The 15,657-nt window shown below is 63.3% G+C and carries 13 protein-coding genes and 1 tRNA gene; 3 read left to right on the forward strand and 11 right to left on the reverse strand.

Annotated elements, in window-relative coordinates:
• Positions 1-43: 43 nt before the first annotated feature.
• The 8 genes from AArcCO_RS08505 to cyaB form a co-directional block, all read right to left on the reverse strand.
• On the reverse strand, positions 44-1,747 hold the full coding sequence (locus tag AArcCO_RS08505; RefSeq protein ID WP_259532993.1) for an ABC transporter ATP-binding protein: 1,704 nt from the start codon (positions 1,745-1,747) through the stop codon (positions 44-46).
• Positions 1,740-2,954, reverse strand: coding sequence for an ABC transporter ATP-binding protein (locus tag AArcCO_RS08510; protein WP_259532994.1), 1,215 nt, complete (start codon positions 2,952-2,954; stop codon positions 1,740-1,742). Before AArcCO_RS08510 ends, AArcCO_RS08505 begins: the two co-directional genes overlap by 8 nt.
• Before the next feature lies 1 nt (position 2,955).
• Positions 2,956-3,957, reverse strand: a complete 1,002-nt coding sequence (locus AArcCO_RS08515) for an ABC transporter permease (protein WP_259532995.1) — start codon at positions 3,955-3,957, stop codon at positions 2,956-2,958.
• Positions 3,954-5,030, reverse strand: coding sequence for an ABC transporter permease (locus AArcCO_RS08520; protein ID WP_259532996.1), 1,077 nt, complete (start codon positions 5,028-5,030; stop codon positions 3,954-3,956). Before AArcCO_RS08520 ends, AArcCO_RS08515 begins: the two co-directional genes overlap by 4 nt.
• Before the next feature lie 111 nt (positions 5,031-5,141).
• Positions 5,142-6,806 (reverse strand): ABC transporter substrate-binding protein, encoded by a 1,665-nt coding sequence (locus AArcCO_RS08525; RefSeq protein WP_345780861.1) that lies wholly within the window; start codon positions 6,804-6,806, stop codon positions 5,142-5,144.
• A gap of 91 nt (positions 6,807-6,897) precedes the next feature.
• Complete coding sequence (gene tsaA, locus AArcCO_RS08530; RefSeq protein ID WP_259532998.1) at positions 6,898-7,401, reverse strand: tRNA (N6-threonylcarbamoyladenosine(37)-N6)-methyltransferase TrmO; 504 nt, start codon at positions 7,399-7,401, stop codon at positions 6,898-6,900.
• Between the two features lie 54 nt (positions 7,402-7,455).
• Positions 7,456-8,652, reverse strand: a complete 1,197-nt coding sequence (locus AArcCO_RS08535; protein ID WP_259532999.1) for an inorganic phosphate transporter — start codon at positions 8,650-8,652, stop codon at positions 7,456-7,458.
• 125 nt (positions 8,653-8,777) lie between these two features.
• A complete protein-coding gene (gene cyaB / locus AArcCO_RS08540) occupies positions 8,778-9,365 on the reverse strand; it encodes a class IV adenylate cyclase (protein ID WP_259533000.1) in 588 nt (195 codons plus the stop codon).
• 116 nt (positions 9,366-9,481) lie between these two features.
• Between cyaB and AArcCO_RS08545 the strand changes: the two genes are divergently transcribed.
• Positions 9,482-9,835 (forward strand): DUF7471 family protein, encoded by a 354-nt coding sequence (locus tag AArcCO_RS08545; RefSeq protein ID WP_259533001.1) that lies wholly within the window; start codon positions 9,482-9,484, stop codon positions 9,833-9,835.
• A gap of 11 nt (positions 9,836-9,846) precedes the next feature.
• On the opposite strand, the gene AArcCO_RS08550 is transcribed toward AArcCO_RS08545, so the two are convergent.
• From AArcCO_RS08550 to AArcCO_RS08560, 3 genes are all read right to left on the reverse strand, one after another.
• Positions 9,847-10,671, reverse strand: coding sequence for a DICT sensory domain-containing protein (locus AArcCO_RS08550; protein ID WP_259533002.1), 825 nt, complete (start codon positions 10,669-10,671; stop codon positions 9,847-9,849).
• Between the two features lie 94 nt (positions 10,672-10,765).
• Entirely contained in the window at positions 10,766-11,971 is a 1,206-nt protein-coding gene (locus AArcCO_RS08555) for an MFS transporter (protein ID WP_259533003.1), read from the reverse strand.
• The gene (locus tag AArcCO_RS08560; RefSeq protein WP_259533004.1) at positions 11,972-12,283 is read right to left on the reverse strand and encodes a cyclin family protein; all 312 of its coding nucleotides are present in this window, start codon (positions 12,281-12,283) and stop codon (positions 11,972-11,974) included.
• Between the two features lie 105 nt (positions 12,284-12,388).
• Between AArcCO_RS08560 and AArcCO_RS08565 the strand changes: the two genes are divergently transcribed.
• Together AArcCO_RS08565 and AArcCO_RS08570 are read left to right on the forward strand one after the other, a co-directional pair.
• A tRNA-Leu gene (locus AArcCO_RS08565) sits at positions 12,389-12,471 on the forward strand.
• Positions 12,472-13,001: 530 nt separating this feature from the next.
• A complete protein-coding gene (locus AArcCO_RS08570; RefSeq protein WP_259533005.1) occupies positions 13,002-15,362 on the forward strand; it encodes a bifunctional metallophosphatase/5'-nucleotidase in 2,361 nt (786 codons plus the stop codon).
• The last annotated feature ends 295 nt before the right edge of the window (positions 15,363-15,657 follow it).

A 15,657-nucleotide genomic window follows, 5' to 3' on the forward strand; every position in this document is an offset into this window, starting at 1 on the left:
TTCGGATCGGAGGTGGCGACACCTGCCGCCGGAGACAGGATCGTCAGTCCGACCCCCGGGAAGAGACGTCAGCGTTTTCGACGGCCGTTCGAACGTCGGGTGGTTGTTCTCGTCGGTGGCACGCTGCGGGGTGGTCGGCCTGCGGTGGAAGTTCGGGGGACACCACCTCGCAGATGCTCCGATACGCAGACAGTTCCGCCTCCGCGCGTTCCCAGTCGTCGGTCACGACAGCCTCGATCGCGTTCCTGACCTGTCTCCGATGTTCCCCGGGAAGCTCCACGTCGAGGAGCCGATCGAAGATCCGTTCGATCACACGATCGTCGTGGTTCTCCTCCGCCGACTCCTTGCCGACGAGTTCGCGGGCACCCTCGACGTCGATGTCGCGGTCCCGAATCCGATCTCGAACCGTGAGCACTGCGCGATACGACTCCTCGTCGATATCGACACCCTTCGGGGGAACTACTACGGGACACCGGGTCCTGAACCGGCAGCCGCTCGGTGGATCCCGGGGGGAGGGTACGTCGCCGGAAAGCGTTTCGATGTCTCGGTCCCGCTCGTCGGTGTCGACCCGTGGAACGCTCTCGAGCAGCGCTTCCGTGTAGGGGTGTCGAGGCTCCGTAAATATCTCCTCGCTGGGCGCGATTTCGACGATCTCTCCCAGATACATCACCGCGACCCGATCACAGATGTGACGGATCACGGAGAGATCGTGAGAGATGAGCAGGTAGGTGAGACCGAACTCCGACTGCAGTTCGCTCAGCAGGTTCAGAATCTGTGCCTGGACCGAGACGTCGAGTGCGCTCGTCGGTTCGTCTAGCACGACGAACTCTGGATCGAGCGCCAGGGCCCGCGCGATGCCTACGCGTTGCCGTTGTCCGCCGGAGAACTCGTGGGGGTATCTGTCGAACTGGTCCCTGGAGAGCCCCACGCGATCGAGGAGCCACCCCACGCGTTCGCGCCGCAGTTGTTCGTCCGAGCGCTCGACCGCAACCGCGACGTCGACCCCGTCCCCGGTCGCGGTTACGTCGACCGCGAGGTCCTCCTCGACGATCGCCAGAACGTCGCCGTCGGCGTCTACTCGACGGTCATCGGTGGCTCTCTGACGGTCGTCCTCGGGATCGTCGTTCCCGGAGCGTTCGACCACTGTCACCGAGACCGAAACTGCCCCGCCCTCTGGAGGGACGACCCTGTCGACGTCGTCGGCGACGGTGACGGTGACCGCGTCCGGATTGATCCCGTCGGTCGATACCGTCGCGTCCGTTTCGACGTCGGGGTCGGTGAGCGGCCAGCCGTGAACGTCGAGCGGCTGCTTGACAGTCTCACCGATCGTCATCCGCGGATCGAGGCTGGAGAACGGATCCTGAAAGACGATCTGTGCGTTTCGTCGGAAGCGGTCGAGGCCGTTCGAGGAGAGTTCGTAAACGTTCTGTCCGTCGAACCGGACGACGCCGTCGGTCGGTTGCTGGAGCCGCAACAGCGTCTCCCCGGCAGTCGACTTGCCACAGCCGGATTCGCCGACCAGCCCCAGAGTCTCCCCGCGTTCGATGTCGAAGCCGATCCCGTCGACGGCCCGAACCGCGACCGGGTCTTCGCCGAACAGCCGATCCAAAAGCGTGTCCTGTTCGTAGAAGTACTTCGTGAGGTTTCGAACTTCGACCAGCGCTCCGTCACTCGGGGGGACTCCGTCGGCCGTTTCTGCGTCGGTGTCGCTCGTCGTTTCCGTCGCCGTCTGCTCTGGATCAGTCATCGGTTGGAACCTCTTCGGGAACGTCTCCGGTCGCCTCTTCGGGGCGGTCGTCCGCGAGCGCTCGATCCGGATCGTACGCGCGATCCGCGAGATAGCATTTCGCGACGTGATCGTCGCTCCCGCTCGCCCGGAAGTCGGGAGGATCTTCGAGACACTCCTCCATCGCCTTCGGGCACCGGTCGGCGAAGTAACAGCCGCTGCCCATCTCGTGGTCCAGCAGACTCGGGACGTTCCCCTCGATCGGCTCGAGACGTCCGCCGACGTGCGCTAGATCGGGAACCGAGCCGAGAAGCCCCCGAGTGTACGGGTGGACGTGGTCCTCGAAGACGTCCTCGAGCGTTCCGCGTTCGACGATCTCGCCGGCGTACATCACACCGACGCGATCGCACATCCTCGCGATCACGCCGAGGTTGTGGGTGATCAGGACGATCGTCATACCGATCTCGGACTGGAGGTCGGCGAGGATGTCGAGCACCTGTGCCTGGATTGTCACGTCGAGGGCGGTCGTCGGCTCGTCGGCGATCAACACGTCGGGCTCGCCGGCCAGTGCCTGGGCGATCATCGCACGCTGGAGCATTCCCCCCGAGTACTGGTGTGGATATTCGTCGGCCCGCTGTACTGGGTCCGGAATACCCACCAGTTCCAGCAACTCGATTGCCCGTTCTCTACTCGATTCGGTGACGAACCGCTTCGACGGGAGCACGGTCGAGGTGATCAGCGACGACAGCGAGTAGTCGGCCGAACGTGTTTTGGCCCGCGTGGATCGCGGGTTCGCCCTCGCCCGTCGCTGGACCTCGACCGCCTCGGCGATCTGTTCGCCGACGGTGAGGCTCGGGTTGAAGCTGCTTTCCGGATCCTGGAAGATCATGCTGAACGAGGGGCCGCGAAGCGACCGCCTGACGTCCTCCGGGACGGACAACAGATCGACGAACTCGCCGTCGACGGCATCCGGATGGCTCTCGCGTAGGCTCTCCGCGAGCGATTCGTTGCGATACTCGATGGTCCCGTCGGTTATCTCGCCCGGTGATTCGACCAGATCCATGAGCGACAGCGCAGTGACGCTTTTCCCGCTGCCGCTTTCCCCGACGATACCGAACACCTCTCCACGTTCGATCGTCAGGGTCACGTTCGAGACGGCGTTGACCTGCCCTTCGCCTGTGAAAAACCGGGTGGACAGGCCGCCGATGCGAAGTATGTCCCCGGTCATGTCAGGCACCTCGTTCGCTGCCTTCGATGTTCGGATCGAGCGCGTCGCGGAACCAGTCGCCCAGCAGGTTCACGCTGATGATCGCGAGCATGATACCGACCCCCGGAAATATCGAAACCCAGGGTCTGGTACGGAGAACGTCCTGTCCCCGTTCTATCTCGTACCCCCACGAGAGGGTCGTCCCCGAGAACCCCAGATACGCGAGCGACGCCTCGAGCAAGACGATCACCGCCACCTGGATGGTCGCAAGCACGATGATCGGCGTGAGGCTGTTCGGGAGGATGTGTCTCCGCAGGATCTCCCGGTGACTCGTCCCGAAACTCCGGGCCGCCTTGACGTACTCCTGGTTGCGAAGCGACAGCGCCTCCCCGCGGGCGACGCGGGCGAACCACACCCAGATCACCAGCGCGGAGACGATCGTGACGGTTCCGGGGATCGGTATGGTCTCGGGCATTCCCTCCGCGAGTCCTGCCATCACGATCGGATCGGGAACGTGGATCGGGGATTCGCCGAATACCCCGATGAGCGCCAGTGCGAGCACGAGCGCGGGAAACGCGAGCATGATGTCGGCGACGCGCATCAGTGCGTCGTCGACGCGTCCACCGTAGTAGCCCGCGACCAGTCCGATCGGTACGCCGATAAACAGCGCCATGATCGTCGCGGTGATGCCCACCAGCATCGAAACCCGGGCGCCGTAGACGAACCGGGAGTAGACGTCCTGGCCGACGTTGTTCGTGCCGAATACGTGTTCTCTGGTCGATTCGACGGTCACGTCGGTGATTTCACCCTCCTGTGCGATTTGAGTATCGTAGCTGTGACCAAGCGGCGGATACTCCGCACCCTGCTCGTCGAAATACCCGGTCTCGGTCGGATCGTGGGTCGCGAGGATCGGTGCGAACGCCGCCATCAGAACGATCGACACGAGCAAGAACAGCCCGATCTTCGGGAGAATGCTCTCGGTGAACGTCTGTCGGAGGTTGGATCTGACTCTTCGCGAAATCATTCTTCGATCACCTGTGGGTCGAGATATGCATACAGCGCGTCGACGAGGATGTTGATCGTCACGAACGCGACGGCGATGAACACGACAATCCCCTGCATGAGCGGCCAGTCGCGCATGTCGATCGCGTCGATGAGCCGCAGCCCGAGCCCCGGCCAGTTGAACACGGTTTCGGTGATAACTGCCCCGCCGAGAAGCGTCCCCATCTGGAGGCCGAGGACAGTGATGATCGGGATCATCGTGTTGCGCAGCACGTGTTTGTACCGGATCAACACCAGCGGAAGCCCCTTCGCCTCCGTCGCGGTGACGTACGGCTTGCCGAGTTCGTCGACCATACCGCTGCGGGTGAGTCGGGTGATGAGCGCCGTGAAGTAGGTTCCGAGCGTGAGTGCCGGGAGGGTAATGTACTTCAACCACGCACCCAGCTCGGTGAGTGATCCGGTCAGGACCACCGCCAGAACGGCGTCCGCGAAGCTCGGGCCTCGCCTGCCAGTGGGGAACTCGACCATTCCGTACCAGATCGAGGACGGATACGGAAGGTTGACACCGAGAACCGAAATCGACGACGTCCCGAACGTCGGATACGGAATGCCGAACCAGACCCCAAACACGAGGATCAACATGAGTCCGAGCCAGAAGTTCGGCGTACTGATCCCGAGTAGCGAAAACAGCGTCGCTCCGTAGTCCGACGGCTGGTTTCGACGGGTCGCCGAGATGACCCCCAGCGGGATCGCGATGACGATCGCGACGACGGTCGCGGCGACCGCGAGTTCGACCGTCGCCGGCACCCGCTCTATCACCATCATCTCGACCTCGCGATTCGACTGCCAGGAGTAGCCGAAGTCGCCGGTGACGAGCCCCTGGAGGTAGTCGAAATACTGGACGTAGATCGGTTCGTCGAGTCCCTCCTCTCGTCTCACTTGCTCGACGAGTTCCTGGGTCGCCCCCTCAGCGAGCATCAGGTTCGCGGGATCACCCGGCGAGACTGCCCGAAGGCCGAACATGATCGTTACGACCCCCCAGATGACGAACACTCCCTGGAGGAGTCGGCGAACCAGGAACTTACCGAGCGACATAGGAATTCATGACGATAGTCGGTGTTGTTTACGCTTTCGTTTTCGGGAGCGTGTTTCGGAGATACCGCCCCGTTTGCCCCGACCGTATCGGAGAATCGCCCCTGTCGCAGCTTACGTGTCCATCTCCCAGGTGTAGATGGTTTCGTCCTCGCGGGGGTCCCACTGGATCCGCTCGTTGACGCCGTAGATGCTTTCCTGGGTGTGGAGGTAGACGAACGGCGCCTTCTCGTGGGCCAGTTCGTTGACGTACTGGAGCTGCTCACGCCGCTCGTCGGGGTCGTCGATCTGCTGGCTCTCCAGGATCGCGTCGCTAAGTTCCTCGTCGTGGAACGTCCGGTTCGGGTTGTCCGGGATCGTAAAGAAGCCCTGAACGCCGTAGTCGGTGTCGCCGGTGATGACTCCCCACCCGATCATGTAGAAGGGGATCTCCCAGGTGTCCTCGTACTCGTCGGGCTCGACGCCGGCCTGGTTCGCGTCCGAGACGACGCCGAACTCGACGATGTTCGCTTCGCAGCTGACGTTGTCGAGTCGGTCGATCTGGTCTGCAACCGTCTCCCCGATTTCGGCGTCGTTGAGATACCGGCCCTGCGGCGCGTACAGTTCGATCTCGACGTCGCCGTATCCGCTCTCCTCGACGAGGCTCTCGGCCATCCCGATGTCCTGCTCGTACGGTTCGATGTCCGGGTTGTAGCCGTTGATTCCCGGCGACACCGGCTGTCCTCGCGGTTCGCCGAACCCGGAGAGGATCGTACTGACGATCTCTTCGTTGTCGACCGCGTAGTTCATCGCCTGCCGGAACTCCTGACTGTCGAACGGCGGGACCGTGTTCTTCATCGGACAGAAAACGGTCCGGAAGCTCGTCACGTTTCTCACGTCGGCGTCGGGTGCCTCGTTGATCGTGGAGACGTCCTCCGGGAGGATGTTTATCGTGACGTCGGCCTCGCCGGTCTCGATCGCCGCGGCACGACCGCTCGATTCGCCGTCGGCGTTGAACGTAATCCGCTCGAACGGCGGCTCCGGGCCCCAGTAGTCGTCGAACCGCTCGACGACGACCTCGACCCCAGATTCGAACTCGACGACTTCGTAGGGACCGGTCCCGTTGAAGTCCTCGGCGTCCGCCCCCGAGATAGCGTCGTCCTCGGCCTCGTGCTGGTCGATCGCCCAGTCTTTGTTGATCGCCCGCGCGTAATTACCGAACTCGAACTCCGCGAGCCCCGGGGCGGCTCCGTAATTGATCGCCAGCGTGGTGTCGTCGACTGCTTCGGCGCCTTCGATCGATCCGAGTCCGAAGGTGCCGATCGGGCTGGGAACCCCCTTCTCGGGGTCGACAGTCCGGTTTATCGTCCAGGCCACGTCCTCGGCCGTCAGCGGATCGCCGTTGTGGAACACCACGTCGTCACGGAGATACACGTGCGTGGTGCCGTCGCCCTGTATCTCCCACTCATCGGCGACGCGGGGGAAGATCCCTTCGCCCGGCTCGAAGTCGAACAGCGGCTCGTAAATGTGGTCGTATACGTCGAAGTAGTCACCGGTAATGTGGTCGAGGGGGTCGATTGTATCGGGGAACTGCGAGAGCGTGATCGTGATCTCGTCGAGTTCTTCGACGGGGTCGTCGGGGTCGCCCGGATCGTCGGGGTCGCCCGGATCGTCCGGATCGTCCGGCGCGTCGTCTTCCTCTCCCACACAGCCAGCGATGGATAGAATCCCCGCGGATGCTGCGGAGGCACCGGTCATTCGAAGTATTTTCCGTCGTCGTACCGTGTTATGCTGCCGCATAGTAGAACCTTCACTATCTTACACTATTTAAATCCACCGCGGTATGACGGGTCGATGTCGGGAAGCGCACGATCGGCAGGACAGAATCGAACTACAGAAATCGGTCGTCAGCTCGCCGGCGTTCCGGGTCCTCCTCGGCTTCGTCGATCCACCCTGCCTCCGCTTCGGCGGGGACATCGAACGCGGGAACGAACGGTTTGATGTCCAACAGGGGCGTGCCGTCGAGCACGTCGACATCCCGTACCGTTAGGGTGGATCCGTCGACGCCATCGATCCGGACTACAGACAGTCCGATCGCGTTCGGCCGCCGCGGTGCTCGAGTGGAAAACAGCCCGCGTTCCGTGGAATCGAGAAACGGTTCGACGGTCGTCATGGCGTCCCCCTCCGAACCGTGAAAGTGATACAGGAGATAACAGTGAGAGAAGCCCTCGAGGTCGGACAGCCCGTCGGCGTACGCTTCGTCGACGGCCACGGTGCCGCGTGTTCCTCGGGACCCAGTGGGCTGGATCGGCATTCCTTCGAGCGAGTCGTACGGCGTGTTGATGACGCCGATCGGGTCGTACTCGATACCGTTCGTCGCGTTTTCTTCCTCCATACTACACCTGAGGCCTCCCCGAATAAAGCGCGACCGATCCAGGAGTCGCCCTTTTCAAGCGATTCCCAGGAGGGAGCTGATCCCCCAGTAGACGCCGTAGCCGACAAAAAGCGAGAACACGAGCGAGCCGACCCACGCGAGGGCGGTGTACGCCATCTTCTTGTGGCTTACAGCCTCGCTTCCCACCGCGTAGCCGGTTCCCAGGATCGCACTGATAAAGATCTCGTTGAACGACATCGGGATGCCGTAGAAGATGCCGATCTGTGCGATGACGAACGACGGGATCAATACGCCGACGGATCGTCGCGGTCCCAGCGAGGAGTAGTCCTGCGAGAGTGCCTTTATCATCCGTGCGGACACCATCCACGCGCCCAGAAGCATCCCGATTCCTCCGAAGACGAGCGTTGGCGTGATAACGTCGCCCGCGAGGAGTCCATCGAGGAGCGGCAAAAGCGGTCCGACCGCCAGGCCGACCTTGCCGCCGCCGGCCGTGAACGCCACCAGTGCCCCGAGTACGAGTAGGAACCACCGCTGGGCGGCAACCCGATCGTATGCGACGGCACGTCCGACGACGAGCGCGAGAACCCCGGCGATCGCGACGGTGACAGCCGCCGTACCGGCGAGCGGTCCGCCCGGGATTCCGGGAGCGACGCTACTCGCAATCGAGGCCGGCTCCCCGGGTGGACCGAGCAAAAGGAACTCCATGTTGGCCACCACGACGCCGACGACGCCCGCGAGCGCGGCGAGGACGTACAGTTCCGAGGTTCGCTCGCTGCGCAACAGTTTCGTCGTCACGTAGGAGGCCGGCGCGACGAAGAACGGGGTCAAAAGCCAGTAGAGACCGATTTCGGCGTACCGATCCCACGCCGGCCCTCCACCCATTGCAAGCCCAACACCGACGACGCTGCCGGTGATAGCAAACGCCGTCGCGATAGGATACCCCTTGAACACGCCCGCCGCGATGTAGACGGCGGCGATCGTGAGCGCCACCGTCGCAGCCAGCGGGGACAGGGTGACGTCAGTGACGAGCCCCCGTCCGACGGTCTCGGTGACGGCTGCCCCCTGTAACACGGCGCCGGCAAACGACAACAGGCCGACGACGAATGCGGCGCGCATCGTCGTGATCGCGTTGGCCCCGACCGCCGGGGCGAACGGCGTCGCTCCGGTCGACCCCGCCCCGATCGTCCACGCCGCAAAAAAACTCGCGCCGAGAGCGACGACAACCAGCGCAATTGTTCCTGCGTCTACCATCGTTTGTTTCCATGTCGGTGTTGCGCCACCGTGAAAGCGGTGTCGGATCCGGCACCGTCGAGTAGGAGGCTGCCTGATCCCCGTCTGCAGGCGGTTGTGTTCGGCTTTCGAAGCCTCCCTTCAGTTCAGGAACTCCGTTCGAGCAGGAGCTCGAGATACGACGTTCGTATTGCGTCCTCCGGGTCCAGGCCGAGCGATTCGAGGACGTCGATCGCCCCCTCTCGAACCTCCTCGATGTCGGCCTCCACGGCCTCGCGTTCGACTTCCACGAACTCTCCGAGTCCGGACACGTCGTCGAGGGTCACAGTGTATCCGTCGACGGTGAACAACTCCCGTCGTTTCTCGACGGTCGCAGTCGGATCGAATCCCAGCACCGAGAGGATGGAATTCAGTTCGTCGCCGTCGTCGACGCCGGTTTCGCGTTCCACTCTGGTTTTCGAGACGTCGTCGACCAGCGGGCCCTTGTAGGTAAGCGTCACGTCGTCGTCATGTCGGGGGTCGCTCTCGGGTGACCTCGCGCGTTCGCAGTCGGAATCCAGGTGCCGAACCCGCCGGATTCTGAGCGCTTCGTCGGTCTCTGCGAACTCGCGGTGAGGTGCGTCGTAGTAGGTGTCCGTCTGCTCGACGTACGTTTGCCGCGACAGTTCCATCTTCTCGAGGCGGCCGCGCACGGATTCGTGCGTCGCCGGGACCTTCAGTTCGACCTCGTACATTCGTTTCGCAGTGAGGTACGACCGGGACCGGCGTCAGTGTGTCGTTCGTCCCGGACGGACGTCGTTCGTCTCGAATCAGCGTGAGACATATAGTTCCGGCAGCGAAACGAGGACCGATGAGCGCCCTCGGGCCGCCGATCGCGCTGGAACGGGTCGTCGCCAGTGTGGCGTACGAACTGCCGGAGTCGCTGTTGTTCGTCCTCGCGCTCGCAACGGTCGGAACGGCGCTGGTCTTGCTGCTCGCAGTAGGGGGCTATCTCCGGCGGAGGTCGACACCGTATCTCCTTGTCGTGATTGCGGTTGCGGCGCTTTTCGCACGGTCGATCGTCGGTTTCGGGACGCTGTACGGACACGTTCCGATGGGCACACACCATCTCCTCGAACACGGATTCGACTTCCTGATCGCCGTCTGCGTGCTGACCGCGGTGTACCTGATGGGAGCACCCGACGTCGGGAGTCGAACCGACTGACCCGGTGACGGTCACAGGTTCCGTGCGATGAACGCGTCGATCTCGCGAACCAGCGACGGCCGAAAGGTCCAGAACCCCCGCCACCGTTCGGATTCCGTTTCGATTCCGACCAGGGCGGCATGCGGAGCTTCCGCTTCGCCCGCGACCCACTCGTTCGACTCCGCGTTGGAGTCGCTCGAATCGGACGGGGTGTACACGACGAACCAGGATTTTCTGAACGCCTCGGTGTAGCCCCCGTGAGCGATCAACGCCGAGTCGGTCGACGGACGCCAATCCGGTATCCCATACACGTGTGTTTGCACTTCGGAGTCGTCGAGCGTTCGGTACACCTTCCGAGTGCCACGCTCGTCTTCGATCCGGGAGAGACGCTGGAACGACGTCCTGAGTCTCCCCGCCCCCTGTCGGTACGCGCGCCGTTCGATGAACCGCGACATGGCGATCAACAGTAGTTTCTCCTTGTTCGACTCGGGGTAGCTGCGAACAACGAACGGTACCTCTTCGAGACCCGTAAGAACCGCCGGGAGGCTCCCGTCGCTGAACCCGGCGGTTCCGGTCTTGTACAGGTCCGAGTTCACGAGTAAGATCGTCTCTTCGAGCGAGGAGAGCGGCGATGTCGCAATGACCCGGGGATCCGCCTCCGATTCGGGTTCCTCGACCAGCACGACCACGTCGCTGTCCGCGTCGGGGAGATCCCGTTCGGAGACGTTCACGGGTTGTCCCTCGAACGTCCGTTCCAGGATTCGAACGAGCGGCTCCGGCTGTGAACGATTGACGAGGAGAAGCGAGCGGCGCGGTGCGGAAAGGGAGTCGAAGAACTGCTCGAGCGAGGACCTCATGTCTCGGTGGGGAGTGGTCAACCGGGACGCATAATTGTTGTGCACGAGGTGGAGAATTCGAGTCCCGGTCGAGTTGGGTTCGAGCGGCGGTTCGTCAGTTTCGGAGGAGTGCGTAGGCGACTGCGCCGCCGAGCGTAACGACGACACCGGAGCCGAGGATGAGCGTCCGGTAGCCGGCGACGGTGGTGACGAACAGCGCCTCCGCAAAGAACGTAAACGCGATCGGTCCCACCGTCTGTCCCAACCGCAGCAGGCTGGTTCGCATTCCCATCATCCCCGCACGCAGATCCGCCGAAACGAGCGTTATCACCGTGGTGTCGATCGAGGGCATCACGATCCCGAACCCGACGCCAAAGGAGAGCAGTGCGACCCCGACCGCGATCGGCGAGGGTGCAAGCCAGACGCCCAGCAGACTCACCCCGTAGGCGACGAACCCCAGCGCGACGAGCTGGGAGGCGGAACGCCACTGCGAGATCCGTCCGAACTGGGAGGAGACGGTCGCGCTCGCGACGGCAACCATCGCCAGGATCGGACCGATCTGTCCGGACGTAAGACCGAACTCGTCGCTCAAAAGCAGTGGCAAGGCGGTGAGGATCGCGCCGTAGAAGACGCTGAACGCGACGAAGATCGCGAGGTAAATCGCCAGCGCCTCCGGGAGGAAAAGCACTGCCCAGAGCCGCGAGAGGTAGGTCCGCACGTCGGTGGCCACTCCGCTGTCCGGCTCCTCGAGCAGGAACGCTGCGAGCACGCCGACGAGAACGGCGATCCCGAAAAACAGGAACGGAACGGACCACCGGATCGTCGCGAGCGCGCCCCCGATCAACGGGTACATCGCCGCGCCGGCACCGATCGTGCTCCCGTTGAAGCCGATCACCGCGTTCCGGCGGGGCCCCTCGTAAACGTCGCCGACGATCGTGATCGCCAGGGTGACGAGCGCGCTGGCGCCGATCCCCTGCAGGAACCGGAGCGCGATGACGGCCCGGAAGGTGTCGACGAACGCGATTCCGGCGCCGGCGACGCCGAACAGGATCAAAAGCGGAACGAGCGTGTTCCGGCGTCCGACGCGGTCGGCGACGAGCCCCATAAACGGCGTGACGAAGATTCCCGGCAGCGTGTAGGCCGTGATGACGAGTCCGACCTGAGCGTCGGAGACACCGAACACGGGACGGAGGTCCGGCAACACCGGACTGATTAGCGAGACCCCCATCACGCCGATCAGCGAACTGGCGATAACGAAGTACAGCGTCCGGGATCGCCACGGGATCGTCGCCGAGGGGTCGGCGTTCGCGTGCTCGTTCATTCACCAGGTCGGCGGCTCGAAGCCGGCGTCAGCGAGCAGTTCCTTCCAGCGGGATTGGATCGACAGGCGGGCGACGCCCATGGCGTCAGCGACGGCAGCCTGGGAGCGTTCCTCGCCGGCCACGAGCGCGCCCGTGTACAAAGCCGCCGCGGCGACTGCTGGTTTCGAGCGCTCTTCGTCGGGGAGATGAGAGAGAAACAGGTCGACTGCGGTCGAACGGGCGTCCGGGCCGACGTCGAGGTCGTCGGCAGCGCGGTCGAGTTCGGCGAGCCAGGGTTCGTTTTCGACTCGATCGCTCGCCCGGTGGTACATGCTCTTCGGTTACGCCGCATGACTTATAAATCCGGACGGTAGGGTGGCGTTGCGTCCGGCGAGTCCGACAGGTTCTTAGGCCGATTCATGCGTAGTAATCAGTGCGCGCGGGTAGCCAAGAGGTCAACGGCGCAGCGCTTAGGACGCTGTCCCATAGGGGTCCGCAGGTTCGAATCCTGTCCCGCGCAGTGAGGAGCGAAGCGACGAACGAGCAGGCAGGATTCGAACCCTGGAAGTCACAGCCCGGAACGGCCGAGCGAAGCGAGGCCGCAGCCCGGACTGTCTTCCTCCGGTTCGAATCCTGTCCCGCGCATAGCGAGGCCCGAACGGAGTGAGGGCCTCAAAACGCGAACGGCGACCGACGGGAGCCGTGAGCAGACCGGGCGAAGCGACGAACGAGCAGGCAGGATTCGAACCCTGGAAGTCACAGCCCGGAACGGCCGAGCGAAGCGAGGCCGCAGCCCGGACTGTCTTCCTCCGGTTCGAATCCTGTCCCGCGCATAGCGAGGCCCGAACGGAGTGAGGGCCTCGAAACGCGAACGGCGACCGACGGGAGCCGTGAGCAGACCGGGCGAAGCGACGAACGAGCAGGCAGGATTCGAAGGCCTCAATCGACGGAGTCACGAACCACCCACCGGGATTACCTTCCGTCAGATGCCAATTAACGTATCTCTGATATTGGGGGTAATTATATAGGTCATCCGTCATACTGAGGGATATGCCGGACCCCGACCGAAGACGCGACCGACAGTACCTTTCCGGGGAGAAAAAACGACCAGAGGCGTACCGTTCGGCAAACGAGAACGAATCACACGAGCGACCCACGAACGGTTGTGGCTGTGGCTGCGGCCGCGACCGAAGCCTCCGGCCGACGCGGAGACAGGTGCTCGGCGCGGCTGCGGCCGGCATCACTGCGTCGACGTTCAGCCTCGGTGCGGCGGCCGACCAGGACGACACCTACACCATCGTCCACGACTTACACTCCCACAGCGACGTCGGGGACGTCGGCGAGGCGAACATCGCCCGGTACCAGACGCTGATCCAGGAACACATCGCGGATCGGGACGACGCGCTGTTCGTGACCACCGGCGACGAACTGGGCTCGTCGCTCATCTCCTTTTTCACGGAGGGCCAACACAAGGTCGACTTCATGAACGACATGGGGATCACCGCCGCAGGCGTCGGAAATCACGACTTCGACTACGGGATCGACGCCACGTTCGAGAAGTTCGAAAACAGCGAGTTTCCCTGGATCACGTCGAACCTGAAGACGCCCGATGGCGAACAACTCCCCGACACGGAACCGTACCACGTCGTCGACGCGGACGGGATCCGCGTTGGCATCTTCAACGTGGTGCTTCGCGGGTTCCACAACATCACCAACTACCCCGACGACTACGTTCAGGAGGATCCCGTCGAGCGGGCAGCGGAGATGACCGAGTACCTCTACGAGGAGGAGGACTGCGACTCGGTCGTGCTGTCCTCGCACGTCAACCACGAGACGCACTACGAGATCGCGGCGGCCGTCGACGGCCTGGACGCGATCTTCGGCTCGCACTCGCACATCACGTTCGACGACGCCGACAGCCACGAGAACACAGTCATCAGCGAGATCGGCTACGCCTACGCTCACCTCGGTGTGATGACGCTCGATTCCGACGGGAACCTCGTCGACTGGCAGCGGATCGACCTCGACGAGGAGATCGACCCGGATCCGGAGTTCAAACAGCGACTCGAGGAGCTGCACGAGGAGATCGACGAGCAGGTGAGCCAGCCCGCCGGGCGGACGGCGTACGAACTCGACGCCTGGGGCGGGACGAACTACTCCCGCGAGAGCCACATGGGGAACCTGATCACCGACGCGATGCTCGATTACTACGAGGAAGCCGACGTCGCCTTCCAGAACGCCGGCGGGATCAGGACGAACGACACCTATGGTCCCGGAGAGCTCACGGTCGAAGATATCCTCTCGATTAACCCGTTCGACAACGAGATCGTGCTGTTCGAGGCGGAAGGGTGGCGGATTCGGTCGGCACTCGGTGAGCTCGGCCTGGTCGACGTCGAGGAGGAAAGTTCGCGGATCGACGCGCTGCCGGACGCCACCTTCGGCGCCCAGCAGGGGCAGCAGGTCGCAGGAATTCAGTACGAGTGGAGCGGCCACGAGGAACCGGCGGTCCACGAAGTGTACGTGGACGGCGAACCGCTACAGGACGACGAGACGTACACGGTCGCCACGACGGACTACATCAAGGACATCGCAAGCGGGTACGAAGCGTTCCACGAAATCCCGGAAGAAGACGTCATCGCCGAGTCGGGGACTCGATACGGGCCGGCTGTCGTCGAGTATCTCACCGAACAGGGAGTCGTCGAGCCGGCGATCGAGGGGCGGATTCTCAGAGTGGACGAAGTCGTCGGCGCCGAGTCGGGACTCGAGGTCGACGGTGAGGCGGGTACGGTCACGATGCGGTTCGAGACGCCCGAGCACGCACTCGGGATCTATCCGGACACCTTCACGGCGATCACCGAACATCTCGGGGGGTCGCCGGTCCGTGCCCGGGACGTCGCTGTCGACGACGACGAAATTCTCGTCACCTTCGACCGCAATCAGCTACTCACGCTTTCGACCGGTCCGGGAGACGTTTCCTTGCGCGTGTTCGGCGGGTTCGACCCCGACAGCGAGGCGTACGGGTACGAGGACGAGGACGGTGACCTGCGCGAACTCCCGGTGTCAGCAGGCTACGAGTACTTCGTCATGAAGGGAACCGTCGAAGATTCCGAAGGACGGCTCGGTCTGGATGACGAGCCTGCTGACGTCGACCAGGACGACAACGGGGACGCGGACGACGACGGCGACGATGACGACGCGGACGACGCTACTGACGAAGAGGACGACACTGACGGTGAGAACGAGGATGACGACGCGGACGACGTCGACGCCGACGATCCGGCAGACGACCCGGAAGAGGCTGCAGGCCTCGAAGTACCCGGGTTCGGTCCGCTGGCTGCGCTCGCGGGAGTCGGCAGCGCCGGAACGTACGCCTACCTCCGCCTCGGTGACGAGGAAGACGACGTCGAATAGAGAGGTTGGTATCTGTCCCTTCGGTCGAACGGAGAAACGGAGAATCGATCGAGCCAGGTGGTGTTTTCGAACCCCGAATTCACGGAAGCAAGGCGATTTGACTGCTCCACAAGATTTATGGTATGTTATGACATACCAATATACGCCAGGAGGTGGTGACGTACTCTATCGACGAACCAAATCCCACAATCCACTCGGAACCGCTCCCGAACGTATCCTGTAGGTCTGTCGTGCTCCACAGCCCGTTGTGTCAGCTATTCCGCGTTCAGTTTCTTCGAAAACGATGGGACCGCCG

The organism is Halalkaliarchaeum sp. AArc-CO, assembly GCF_024972735.1.
Taxonomy (GTDB): domain Archaea; phylum Halobacteriota; class Halobacteria; order Halobacteriales; family Haloferacaceae; genus Halalkaliarchaeum.

Coding starts and splice junctions, on each gene's coding strand:
- AArcCO_RS08505 (WP_259532993.1), bottom strand. CDS start 1,747: ATGACTGATCCAGAGCAGACGGCGACGGAAACGACGAGCGACACCGAC.
- AArcCO_RS08510 (WP_259532994.1), bottom strand. CDS start 2,954: ATGACCGGGGACATACTTCGCATCGGCGGCCTGTCCACCCGGTTTTTC.
- AArcCO_RS08515 (WP_259532995.1), bottom strand. CDS start 3,957: ATGATTTCGCGAAGAGTCAGATCCAACCTCCGACAGACGTTCACCGAG.
- AArcCO_RS08520 (WP_259532996.1), bottom strand. CDS start 5,030: ATGTCGCTCGGTAAGTTCCTGGTTCGCCGACTCCTCCAGGGAGTGTTC.
- AArcCO_RS08525 (WP_345780861.1), bottom strand. CDS start 6,806: ATGCGGCAGCATAACACGGTACGACGACGGAAAATACTTCGAATGACC.
- tsaA (WP_259532998.1), bottom strand. CDS start 7,401: ATGGAGGAAGAAAACGCGACGAACGGTATCGAGTACGACCCGATCGGC.
- AArcCO_RS08535 (WP_259532999.1), bottom strand. CDS start 8,652: ATGGTAGACGCAGGAACAATTGCGCTGGTTGTCGTCGCTCTCGGCGCG.
- cyaB (WP_259533000.1), bottom strand. CDS start 9,365: ATGTACGAGGTCGAACTGAAGGTCCCGGCGACGCACGAATCCGTGCGC.
- AArcCO_RS08545 (WP_259533001.1), top strand. CDS start 9,482: ATGAGCGCCCTCGGGCCGCCGATCGCGCTGGAACGGGTCGTCGCCAGT.
- AArcCO_RS08550 (WP_259533002.1), bottom strand. CDS start 10,671: ATGAGGTCCTCGCTCGAGCAGTTCTTCGACTCCCTTTCCGCACCGCGC.
- AArcCO_RS08555 (WP_259533003.1), bottom strand. CDS start 11,971: ATGAACGAGCACGCGAACGCCGACCCCTCGGCGACGATCCCGTGGCGA.
- AArcCO_RS08560 (WP_259533004.1), bottom strand. CDS start 12,283: ATGTACCACCGGGCGAGCGATCGAGTCGAAAACGAACCCTGGCTCGCC.
- AArcCO_RS08570 (WP_259533005.1), top strand. CDS start 13,002: ATGCCGGACCCCGACCGAAGACGCGACCGACAGTACCTTTCCGGGGAG.